The sequence below is a fragment of the Pseudomonas sp. H1_F01 genome, assembly GCF_054681425.1.
Map to the genome: position 1 here is coordinate 6,658,834 of NZ_CP162823.1, position 10,963 is coordinate 6,669,796.

Consider the following 10,963-nt stretch of genomic DNA (forward strand, 5'->3'; position numbering starts at 1 on the left):
GTGCGTGTCTGGCCATGGACGGCCTGCGAACTATAGCCGCAGCTTCGCCAAGGTTGCAGTGACAATTATGCTGAAACTCGTTCCGGCCCTGCGACTCCAAAGGGAAACGCCTGCCGGAGAATGACCATGTCTCTGCATCAAGTCGCCCGTTTCGCCGACGTTCGTGAAGACCGCGGCCTCGAAGTCAAAATCAACGACACATCCATCCTGCTGTTGCGCTCCGGCGATCAGGTGCGCGCCTTCCAGGGCAAATGCCCGCATGCCGGCGCACCACTGGCCAAGGGCGCGGTGTGCCACGGAAGGCTGATTTGCCCGTGGCACAAGGCCGCGTTCCGGGCTGAGGACGGCGCCCTGTGCGAACCGCCGGCCCTCGACAGCCTGGCGCGCTATCACGTCGAGGTGCGGGAGGGTGACGTCTGGGTCGACGATCAACCACTGCCAACCGATAAAGTCCCGCCGGCCGATGACGCGCGCACGTTTGTCATCATCGGCGCCGGTGCTGCCGGCACGGCTTGCGCGGCGGCGTTGCGCGAGAAAGGTTTTGGCGGGCGAATCCTGATGATCGACCGCGAAGCCGAAGCCGGCTACGACCGTACGGTGCTGAGCAAGTATGTGTTGGCCGGCGACATGGCGGTCAACGAGACGTCGCCGCTGCGCGATGAAACTTATTTCACCCAGCAACGCATCGAAAGGCTTCACGGCGAGGTCACCCATTTGGACCCCGACGCTCGGCACATCCAACTCGCCGATGGCCGAAGCCTGGACTACGACGCCGCGCTCATCGCCACTGGCGGCGTACCCAAGATGCCAGCGTTGCCCGGCATCGATTTGCCGCAAGTCTTCGTGCTGCGTTCGATCGCCCACGCCCGGCAGATTCTCGACACCGTCCGGCCAAGGCAACAGGCGGTGATCATCGGCGACAGTTTCATCGCCATGGAGGTCGCCTCGTCCCTGCGCAAGCGCGAGCTGAACGTTACGGTCCTGGCCCGGCATCCGGTGCCGTTCGCCGCACAATTGGGCGAGAGCGTCGGCCAGGCCATCCTGGCCCGACACCGGGCCAATGGTGTGGTGTACCGCTCCGACAGCGAAGCGGCGCAGATCGAGGGGGCGGGCAAGGTCGAAGCCGTGGTGCTGGACAACGGCCAGCGCGTTGCCGCGGACCTGGTGATCATCGGCGTCGGCGTGCGCCCGGCCACCGAGCCCTTCGCCGCATTGCCAAGGGAACAGGACCAGTCACTGTCCGTTGACGCGGGCATGCGAGTGACTGATGGCTTATGGGCCGTCGGCGATATCGCGACCTTCCCTCTGAACGGCCAGCCCCAGCGCATCGAGCATTGGCGCCTGGCCCAGCAACAGGCGCGCATTGCCGCTGCGAACATGCTCGGCGGCGACGAGCACTATCTGGACGTGCCGTTTTTCTGGACCTATCACTTCGGCAAACGCTACGACTATCTTGGCCACGCCGAGCACTGGGACGAAGTGGAATTCAAGGGCACGCCCGAGCATCCGCCCTTTATTGCCCTGCTGGGCAAGGACGGCCTCGTTGCCGCCGCAGTGGCCTGTGATGAAGGCCGGGCCATGGCGGCGTTGGCCCAGCGCATGAAACAACCATTGCCGGTGGACGAGGCATGGCGGCTGATCCGGGATTTTTCGTCCTAGCCCCAAATCCTCTGTGGGAGCGAGCTTGCTCGCGATAGCGCCGGCGCGGCTTGCATCAATGCACGGACTGATCCGCCGGCAAATGGATAACCCGTGGCCGCTCCATTGGCGCCAGGGGCGGTGGCTGCAAGTCGGGGCTGAGCAAGTGGAAGTGCGGTACGACGTGGCTGATGTCGCCGTCCTGGTTGTTGTGAATAGTCTTCGAGCCTGGCTGGCGCAGCGTGTCCAGGCGTTCGTCGGTCAACTTGAAACTGGCGCTCAAGCCCTGGTCATTCACGACCGGGGCCGGCGACCGGCGCTGAGCGAAGCCGCGACTTTTACGCTGTTGGTAACGTGCCCAGGTAATCAACAGCACCGCGTTGACCAAGGCGATCCAGCCATAGACCTGCAAGGTCCCCAGGGTATCGAATAGAGACCCACCCGGGCGAGGACCGGCCTGGCTCGCGAACAGCGGCCACAGCCCATTGACCAGCAGGTACAACAGCCCCACCCACGCCAGCACGGTGAAAAACGCATCGATGACCACCAGAAAAGGCCGTTGCCGGGTCCTGATAATTTTCATCGGATCACTTCCTCTTCCTGATCATCGAACGGTTTGATACCGCGATCCGGACTGATCCAGCGCGCACGCTTCTGATGCTGCCCGAACAGCACTTTTGGAAAACTCACCAGGGTGGTGAAGAGGCTGATCAGCCAGAACACCAACGGATACCAGACCACCCAGAACATGATGTGCCACAGGCCTTTTTCGTACCGCCGATCAATCAGGATGCTCACCGCGAATTGCAGCAGGCACACCACCGCCAGCAACAACCCGGTGAAGGCTGGCGGCATGAGGTGATCGACCGCGATGGCCGCCGGCATTTCGACGAGTTTGCCGACACCCCAGAAAATCACCGACAGCAGGAACGTGAACGCCCAGCCGGTGGACAGGCAATATTCGAACAACAGCGGCCACAGGTAGCGGTGGCGGTATTGCCAGATGCCACGGATGTTCTTGAACAACACCTCGGCGCCACCCTGGGCCCAGCGCAGCCGTTGCCGCCACAGGCCGCGCAGGGTTTCGGGCATGAGGATCCAGCACAACGCGCGCGGCTCGTAGAAGATGCTCCAGTGATCCAGTTGCAGCTTCCAACTGATGTCGATGTCTTCGGTGATCATGTCCGGGCTCCAGTAGCCAACCCGGTGCAGGGCGGTGCGCCGGAACGCGACGATCACGCCGGACACGGTGAAGATCCGCCCGAACACCCGTTGGGTGCGCTTGATCAGGCCGATGATCGAGGAGAACTCGCCAACCTGGACCCGGCCTATCAGAGTCGAGCGGGTACGGATTCGCGGGTTGCCGGTCACCGCGCCGAGGCGGGCATTGTCCAGCATAGGCGCCACCAGGTAGGCACAGGTGTTCGGCGCCAGCAGCGCGTCACCGTCGATGCACACCAGGTATTCGCTGCGCGCCGCGATGGCGCCCATGCGCAGGGCCACGGCCTTGCCCTGGTTCTCTGCCAGGTGCAACACGCGCAGGCGCGGGTCTTCAGCCGCCAACTGATCGAGCATCTGGGCTGTGTTGTCCTTCGAGCCGTCGTTGATGGCGATGACTTCGATGTTCGGGTAATGCTGGCCCAGCGCCGCGTGAATGGTGTCGGCGACGTTGTCGCCTTCGTTGAAGCATGGAATCAGGATGCTGATCAGCGGCTCGCCGGCCAAGGGCGGTGGCAAGGTGTCGTCCTTCCACGGCCAGTGGCGCTCCCAGTGCAGCCAGAAATACAGGCCGCCGGCGATCCACAGCCCGGACATGAACAGCGGGTAAAAGAACACGAAGTCCATCAGGAATTGCCCGGTGACCAGGAAGATCAGGCCCAGGGGCACCCCAAGGACGATCGCCAGCACCAGCAGAGCGAGCAGTCTGTCGAGCATGTCAAGGATTCCACTTGTTGGAGAGCGCCGGCCGCACGGTTTTCACAGCGGGCTGGTCTTCGATGAAGTTGTCCGGGTAGTAGCCGAAACTGGTCACGCCTTTGCGCTTGAGGCGCCCCATCCAGTCGGCCAGTTGTTCGCCGTCGATGTCGCTGACCGGCTTGCTGTGCCAGTCCCGGGCCTGCAATTCGAACACCGTGCGCTTGAGCGCGCCGGGGCGAGCCTTGACGGTGTCCACCAGGCGCTCGAGCCAGGGGCCGGATTGCTGGAGGGTCTGCTTTTCCATCAGCGGCATGGCCATCGGCGCCGTCCAGTCATAGGCGCCGAGGAAGTCGTCGAGGTTCTGGGCGAACCAGGCTTCGCTTTCCGGATTGAGCATCGGTTCGGCAAAGATATTGCGCGCGGTGCGCACCTGCGGGCCACGAATCGCCCGGACCTTGGCGGTCAGCTCATGGGTGAAGTCGATCAGGTAGCGGCTCTTGAAGCGGGTCCAGCGTTGCATCGCTGCAGGATCGGCCCGCAGGGCGGCGATGGACGTCGGCAGGCCGTGGGCGGCATAGACCTTCAGGGCTGCGGGGCTGGCATCCTCGAAGTCGGAGAACACCGCGTCGTCATGGTACAAAACGCCGTCCACCGAGCTCATCCGCGCCAGGTCTTGGTAGATCTCGCCGATGACCTTGCGCACGTTCGGGTCGAACGGCGACAAACGCACGTACTGGTCCGGGGCAACGCCAGTCTTGCCGGTTTCCGGATCCCAGCGCTGTACCCGCGAAAGCTTCGCGTCCAGGGCAAAACTGAGCACCGGCATCCAGGCATAGACCTTGGCGTTGGCCCGGGTGCGCAACTGCCATGCAACCCGGTCGAACAGGTCGGCGCGTACCGGCAGGTGACGGTTGGGGAAGTACAACGAATGCACGAGGCCGTCGCCTTTCGGGTCGGCGAAGGCTTGCAGGAATACCGTATTGGCGCCCAGGTCGGAAATGCGCTGGACCAGTTGGCCGACATTGGCTTCCTGCTGCACCGGGTCCGGGTCGTAGACGTAATCCAGGTCGACATGCACTACGCGCATCGGGTCAATCGTCTGCACGGACACGATGCTTTCGGCGAAATGGGCGCCATCCGGATCGGACGCCACCAGGAAGCGTGGGCCGCTCATCAGGTTGTCCAGGCTGTCGAGACCGTCTTCCAGGGTCAGGGCCAGTTGATAGCCCTCGCTGCCAATCACCTGCAACGCCGTGCCGTCAGCTTCACCGTAAGGCCAGACCCAGACGCGCGGGCTGTAGCCGGTGACCTTGCGAATTTTCTCGGAAATGGCCGCCACGTCCTTGCGCAGGCGAGCCTGGAAATCGGCCTCGGTCTCATAACGACCGGTGACGGGGTCGTAGCGCCGGGTGGTCGCGGCAGGTTGCTGGTTGCCTTGCGGGTTGGCGAGCACGCCTTTGTGGTTGGCGTCGGTGTGGGCAGCGATTTCCACCAGGCCCGATTTGGAAACCTCGCGAATCTGCTCCCAGGTCAGGAACTCGGAACGCTTGCGCGGCACCCCGGCGAAATCCACCGTTTGATTCAGCGGCGTATCCACCCAACTGCCGACCGGGGCGAGGATCGCCGGCCAGTTATAGGCACGCAGGATGGGCATGACGCGGGTGTAGAAGCTTGCGTAGCCGTCGTCGAAACTCAGCAGCACTGCGCGCGGCGGCAGCTCCGGCCCGCCGTTGCGGGCGGTGATGATCTGGTCCACCGTGACCGGCTGATAGTTGTTTTCCCGCAGCCACGCCAATTGTTCGATCAGGCGTTCGGTGCGCACGGCCACCAGCGCCTGGTCCGGGTCACGGTCATCGACATCGTGGTAGGCGATGCCGAGCACATGGTTCTTCGGCCACGGGGCGTCATTGGCCGCCAGCGGGCGCTGCGAGGGCGGCGTGAACGCCGGGGCTTGCTGGGCACAAGCGCTGATCAGCAAGACCCCCAGCAGAAGGATGAATCGCGAAATGACAGGCATCTTCAAACTCTTCTAGAAGCGATAAGTGAGGTCGACAAGCAGGCGCAGATCGCTTTCGCGATCGCCGTCGTAGGGGCGGTTGAGCCAGCTCAGCGCGGCGCCGGCCTCCAGCACGTCGTTCCAGATGAAACGCTGGCCGTAGCTGAGCAATCCCACGGCGGCAGTGCTGTAATCGCGCTGGCTGTAGGTACCGGCACCGACCTGGAACTGCTGGCTCCACGTGGTCTCGTAGCGGCGGTGCAACACGTGATTGACGCTCACGGTCGGCATGACGCTGAAGTCCGATTTCGGATTGAAATAAGGCACTTCGTTGGAACCGCTGTTGCGGCTGGCCCCCACTTCCAGCCCCAGCTCCACTTGCACGCGCGGCGTGCTGTAGATGCCTTCGCGACCGGTCAGCTGGGTTTCGAGGCGGTTGTTGCCATCGCTGAAATGGGACGGGGTGACAGCCAGTCGCCACTCGCGGCTTTCATTGGCCCGCCAGCGTAGGAAACCGCTACCGCCGTTAGAGCGAATGCCGCTGTTGAGCGCCCGCAACGGGGTATTGGCCGAGAGATAATCCAGGCTCCCGCCGTACTGCCAGTGATCGTCGATGTCCCGGGCCACGGCCAGGCGCGCGCCCTGCTTGTCGCCGGAGCCATAGGAATGATTGGAGACCTCGGCCTCCAAGGTCATGTCCCGGGTGCGACGTTCCACGCCCAGGCGCTGCCAGCGGTGGTGGCCGGTGCCTTCCTCGAAATCACCGGTGGCGTAGCCGGCACCGCCGAACAGTCGCCAGTCTTCATCGATGGGCGGACTGTAGAGCAGCGTCTCGATACCAAAATCCCGGCTGCCAGTGACGGCACCGGCGTCACCGTTGCCACCGCCATAGCTCTTGCCGGTGTAGGCCTCGATGCGCAGTTCGGCCATGTCGTGTACGTCGCGCTGGCGTTGCAGGCGTTTGACATGGGCGTTTTCCGGATAGCGGGCGACCACGTCGTCGGTGAGTGCATCCATCTGCCGCCATTCCTGCAAATCCATGGCTGCGCGGGCCTGGGCGATTTCCAGGTCACGGTTGCGCGGGATCGTGGCCTCGACTTCCTTGAGCAGGTTTTCCGAACGACGCGGCCAGTCACGGGCCTGGTACAGATCGGCCTGGGCCAGACGCATGCCGGTGTTGCCGGGGCCTTGGTTGACCAGGGTGTCCAGGCGCGCTTCGGCAGAAGGCAGGTCGGCGCCATAAGTGCCAGCCTGGGCGGCGAGTTGCTGGGCATCCATCCATTCATCGTTGGGGTTGCCGATCGGCAGGCCCTTGAGTTCGATGCGCGGGCGCTGGGCTTTCGCCATGTCTTCGGCCAGTGCGCGGGCTTCTTCGGATTTTTCACTTTCCAGCAACGCATAGTAGAGCGCGGTGCTGTCCTCAAAGCGCTCCGCAGGATCGGCATCCGGCGCCGCGAGTACCTGGCGGTACAGCTCGACGGCGATTTCCGGCTCACGCTGCTCCAGATAGGAAGAAGCCACCCAACGCAGGGCATACGTGGGAATGCTCACACCCTCGGCGATCAGCTTCTGGTATTCGGCAATCACTTCAGCCCGACGGGCGCGGGCATTGAGGGCGCCCATGCGATCGATGCGCCAACGGAGTACGTCGTCATGGGCCTCGGCCACCGGGGTCCAGGTGGCGAGCAACTTGTCGTAGTCGGCCAGGGCGCGGTCGGCAATGACGAAGCGCTCCTGTTCGCTGCGGCTGGTCATGTCCGCCAGGCGCACCCGCTCGGCGGCCACGTCACCCTCCAGGCGGCGCTGCACGCCACGGTCGATCAACCCCGGCTGCAGACGCGCCAGACGCAGCGCCGGCTCGGGCAGCCGAGCGCGTTGCAGGGCGTAGATGTATTCGCGTGCAATCTCTGGGCTGTTGCCCGCGCGGGTGAAGGCCTGGTCGTATTCGAACAGCGCTTCGTGGGGGTTGTTGGCGCGGGTCAGGGCATAACCCAGTGCCAGTCGACGCATCGGATCTGTCGGTTTGGCGGCGACCATGGCCTTGGCACGGGTGACGGCTTCGTCGGGCTGACCGCTATCGGCCTGGGTCAAGGCCAAGCCGAGTTGCAGGTCGGGGTTCTGGGGATCGATCACCAAGGCCTGGCGGTACAGCTCGGCCGCCGAATCCCAACGCTTGAGGTTTCGATAGGCTCGAGCCGCAGCGGTCAGCGCCTGGACAGGCAACGCTCGATGGCGGCCCTGGGTCTCATAGACCGTCACCACCTCGGCGTCGAGGCCGGCCCAACTGGCGATCTGCAGGTGGTCGCTGATCTGCGCAGTGCTGGCCTGGCCAGCCGGCACCTGGCGCAACGCAGCCAGCGCAGGCGTGTAATGGCCTGCACGGGCATCGAGCACCATCTGGTCATAGGCGGTATCGGCAAACGCCAGCATCGGCCAGCACAGTTGGCTGCACAGCGCTACGCGAAACAACGGGCGCAAACCACGTTGAATAAAAGGACCCACAGTACGCGGCATTCGTCAGCATCCTTACATGGCCAGCCGGGTCGCAGTGCCCCCTTGCCCATCAAACAGGAAGCCGGATCAAAGGAATCCAGCCAAGCTCTAATGGGCCTAGTCTTGCACTCTCAGTCGGGTCATCTTCAGGAACGCCACAATTCTTCAGAATCGCTACAGATTTCGGCGCAGGGCTGATCGATAGGCGTAAAAAAACCCGGCCCATGCGTCATGCACGGGCCGGGTTTGGGGTGTTGCCGAACGCGTTACTGGACGGCGACGCCACCACCCAGCTTGCTCATCACGAATGCCGTGAATTGCTCAACGGTCATCTTCTGGCCGTTGAAATCGACCTGATTGTTGGCGTAGTGCAGCTTGGTGACAACATCGTTGCCTTCAAGCGTTGCCAGTTCCGAACCGACCGCCATGGCGCTGAACATATCGCTGGTGGCAGTGGCCTGATCGGCGATCAACTTGGCATCGGTCTGGCCTTCCATCTGTGCCTGCACGGTCATCAGGTCAACCAGCATCGGCTTGGAAACCTTGATGTTGAAATCCAGCAGGGCGAGCAACTGACGGCCCAACTCATCCGGTGGCAGGTCCATGGACTGCGGCTTGGCCAGATCAACGATCAGGCTGGCACGGCTTTCACCGTTGGCAGTGTTGAAGGACAGGTTTTCCAACGCCACTTGCGGGGCGCCGGCCAGGAGTTTCTCCAAGTCGGCCTTAACCTGTGCTTCTTCAGCTTCGGTCAGGCTCAGCTCTGGCGCCGGCTCACCGGCTGCAGCGGCCTCGGCGGCAGCTTTTTCGTAAGGTTGCAGCTTGGTCTGGTAAATCTGCATCAGCGACATGGTGGCCGGGATGTCCAGATTCTTCAGGCTGACAGCCATCTGCGCCGAACCAATGGTCTTGTCGTTGAACGACAACTCACCGATCTTGTAATCGGCGCGCCCCGAAGCGCTGGTGCCGCTCTCGGTGCTGCTGTTCTTCATCTCGAAATTTTTCAAGCCCAGCACCGACTTCGGCTCACCAAAAGTGGCCTTGGTGCTGCTCATCAGCAGGGTGTTGTCACCCATGTAGTAACCGTAGGAGCTTTTGCTCAGGTTACTGGCCAATGTCAGGCCGTTCAGCTCAACCTGCACCGGAGTCTGGTCTTCGGCAACGGTGGTCAGCTTGAAGCTGTCCATGTAGCCGTCGGCCTTGACCTTCTGTCCCTGGGCGCTGGCAGCCAGGTCGATCTTAAGACCGGAGAAGGTGAGCTGGGATTGCTCATCCAGCTTGGTATCCACGGGCAGCAGCTCGTAGGTGCCATTGATGGATTGGTCGTAACCCAGGTTGACCACACCTTTGAGCGGCGATTGGTCCTTGGTGGCGGCGAACCACTTGTCAGTCAGCGGATTGCGCTCAAGGGCAGTGTGACTGGTGGCCATGACTGGCAGCCATTTGAGCGTTATCAGGCGTGAAAATGGCAGTGGGCCGTGTTCGATCTGGTCGACGAAGAGCAGCTCAACCGGCTCGCCGCCGAAGATCTCGCCCTCGCCCTTGAGGCGGTAGTGGGCGGTGCTGCTGAACGTTCCACGGTCCATGGAAACCAGCTCCAGGGTGGCCGTGCTGTTAGACCCGGCCAAGGCTGTCTGCATCTGCTTGTTGCTATCGGCGATAGCGTTCGTCAACACGCCTTCGAGTTTGGTCCCGGTGTACCAGGCGCCGCCCGCGCTGACAGCACCGACAGCCACAACGATTCCCAGAAGTATGCTTGCTGATTTATTCATGAGTGACCCGATCGATATCCATGGTTGAACAAAGCCGTCGTCTTCCCTGACCCGCAAAGGGTGTGGCTCGACGCCGTAAAAGAGGAGGGGAGATTACCATCAGGCACCCCTGCGGGCCCAATGTTTAAAGGGGTAAAAACGTTTTCTTGCGAGGTAGTCTACGAATATTGGACTTCGATCTCGTCGAGCTGATGGTCGAAAGTCTTGAGGCGGGCCGTCCAGGTGTACACCAGCACTTCGAAATCGCGATTGATCACTGCCGCGCCCGATGATGAGTCTGCGCGTGAATCGCAGAAGTCCAGTTGATAGCGTTCACGGGCCATGGCATTAGCCACGTCACACAACTCTCGGGCGTTGTTGAGCCAATGCCAGCCGTCCTGGGTGACTTGCTTATCCAAGGCAGCGCATTGGGTTTTCAGGGCTTCCAGGCTCTTTTCCAGCGGGGTACCAGTGAGTTCCCCCATGACTTCCTGGAACGTGCGGCCAGGCTGCCAATAACTGCCCCAGAAATAACGGTCAAACACCGTTTCGACACGTCGCAGCGCAACCTTGGTGTCCCAAATCAACACCAGTGTCTTGCCTTGTTCGAGGTGTTTTTTCTTGATGCGCTGACCCTGAAGCGATGCCCAGGCCACGATTGCAATGGATATCACGCCGATCAACGCCGCGGCGCTATCGAGGAATAACAGCGCTTTGTCGATCTGGTGAGTGAGCATGACGCCATAGAAATAAGTGGCCGAAAGCAGTATCAAAGCCGCAATGGCGCACCAGAAGCCGGGAGCATAAGGGTTTTTCATTATTGGAATCCCCATGACCAGTGACGTCGCGGGCCCTTGGTCGCCAAAGCCCGACTATCACAGCATAGCAACGGCATTGGGGGTTTGCCGGGGCATCAGGGGCTTGATCCGATTACCGGCCCAAAACGACAAAACCCCTGGCTGCTGATGCAGACAGGGGTTCTGGGAATTCAATCTTGACGATGACCTACTCTCACATGGGGAAACCCCACACTACCATCGGCGATGCATCGTTTCACTGCTGAGTTCGGGATGGGATCAGGTGGTTCCAATGCTCTATGGTCGTCAAGAAATTCTGTGACCAACCCGTTCAACAACAACGTGTCGGTAAAATCGATGACTTCTACTAA

The 10,963-nt window shown here is 62.0% G+C and carries 7 protein-coding genes and 1 rRNA gene; 1 reads left to right on the plus strand and 7 read right to left on the minus strand.

Going from position 1 to position 10,963, the window contains the following annotated elements:
• The first annotated feature begins 126 nt into the window (after positions 1 to 126).
• Entirely contained in the window at positions 127 to 1,659 is a 1,533-nt protein-coding gene (locus AB4O09_RS29860; protein WP_027912071.1) for an apoptosis inducing factor family protein, read from the plus strand.
• 55 nt (positions 1,660 to 1,714) lie between these two features.
• Here AB4O09_RS29860 and pgaD read toward each other — a convergent pair whose 3' ends face one another.
• The 7 genes from pgaD to rrf all read right to left on the minus strand — a co-directional run bounded on the left by pgaD (position 1,715) and on the right by rrf (position 10,903).
• The gene (pgaD, locus tag AB4O09_RS29865) at positions 1,715 to 2,221 is read right to left on the minus strand and encodes a poly-beta-1,6-N-acetyl-D-glucosamine biosynthesis protein PgaD (RefSeq protein WP_003196464.1); all 507 of its coding nucleotides are present in this window, start codon (positions 2,219 to 2,221) and stop codon (positions 1,715 to 1,717) included.
• A complete protein-coding gene (pgaC, locus tag AB4O09_RS29870) occupies positions 2,218 to 3,573 on the minus strand; it encodes a poly-beta-1,6-N-acetyl-D-glucosamine synthase (protein WP_028237211.1) in 1,356 nt (451 codons plus the stop codon). The genes pgaD and pgaC overlap by 4 nt, the downstream gene beginning before the upstream one ends.
• A 1-nt stretch (position 3,574) precedes the next feature.
• Positions 3,575 to 5,572, minus strand: a complete 1,998-nt coding sequence (gene pgaB, locus AB4O09_RS29875; protein ID WP_003196459.1) for a poly-beta-1,6-N-acetyl-D-glucosamine N-deacetylase PgaB — start codon at positions 5,570 to 5,572, stop codon at positions 3,575 to 3,577.
• Positions 5,573 to 5,584: 12 nt separating this feature from the next.
• Entirely contained in the window at positions 5,585 to 8,065 is a 2,481-nt protein-coding gene (gene pgaA, locus AB4O09_RS29880; protein WP_013692001.1) for a poly-beta-1,6 N-acetyl-D-glucosamine export porin PgaA, read from the minus strand.
• Positions 8,066 to 8,310: 245 nt separating this feature from the next.
• Entirely contained in the window at positions 8,311 to 9,816 is a 1,506-nt protein-coding gene (locus AB4O09_RS29885) for a YdgA family protein (RefSeq protein WP_028237210.1), read from the minus strand.
• A gap of 158 nt (positions 9,817 to 9,974) precedes the next feature.
• Positions 9,975 to 10,613 carry a hypothetical protein gene (locus tag AB4O09_RS29890; RefSeq protein WP_013691999.1) on the minus strand — a complete coding sequence of 213 codons (639 nt, stop codon included), beginning with the start codon at positions 10,611 to 10,613 and terminating at the stop codon, positions 9,975 to 9,977.
• 174 nt (positions 10,614 to 10,787) lie between these two features.
• Positions 10,788 to 10,903: ribosomal RNA gene (gene rrf, locus AB4O09_RS29895) — 5S ribosomal RNA — on the minus strand.
• Positions 10,904 to 10,963: the final 60 nt, after the last annotated feature.

What these genes read in the sequence shown, in the direction of transcription:
- AB4O09_RS29885 (WP_028237210.1), bottom strand. Translation starts at nt 9,816, where the DNA reads ATGAATAAATCAGCAAGCATACTTCTGGGAATCGTTGTGGCTGTCGGT.
- AB4O09_RS29860 (WP_027912071.1), top strand. Translation starts at nt 127, where the DNA reads ATGTCTCTGCATCAAGTCGCCCGTTTCGCCGACGTTCGTGAAGACCGC.
- pgaB (WP_003196459.1), bottom strand. Translation starts at nt 5,572, where the DNA reads ATGCCTGTCATTTCGCGATTCATCCTTCTGCTGGGGGTCTTGCTGATC.
- pgaA (WP_013692001.1), bottom strand. Translation starts at nt 8,065, where the DNA reads ATGCCGCGTACTGTGGGTCCTTTTATTCAACGTGGTTTGCGCCCGTTG.
- pgaC (WP_028237211.1), bottom strand. Translation starts at nt 3,573, where the DNA reads ATGCTCGACAGACTGCTCGCTCTGCTGGTGCTGGCGATCGTCCTTGGG.
- pgaD (WP_003196464.1), bottom strand. Translation starts at nt 2,221, where the DNA reads ATGAAAATTATCAGGACCCGGCAACGGCCTTTTCTGGTGGTCATCGAT.
- AB4O09_RS29890 (WP_013691999.1), bottom strand. Translation starts at nt 10,613, where the DNA reads ATGAAAAACCCTTATGCTCCCGGCTTCTGGTGCGCCATTGCGGCTTTG.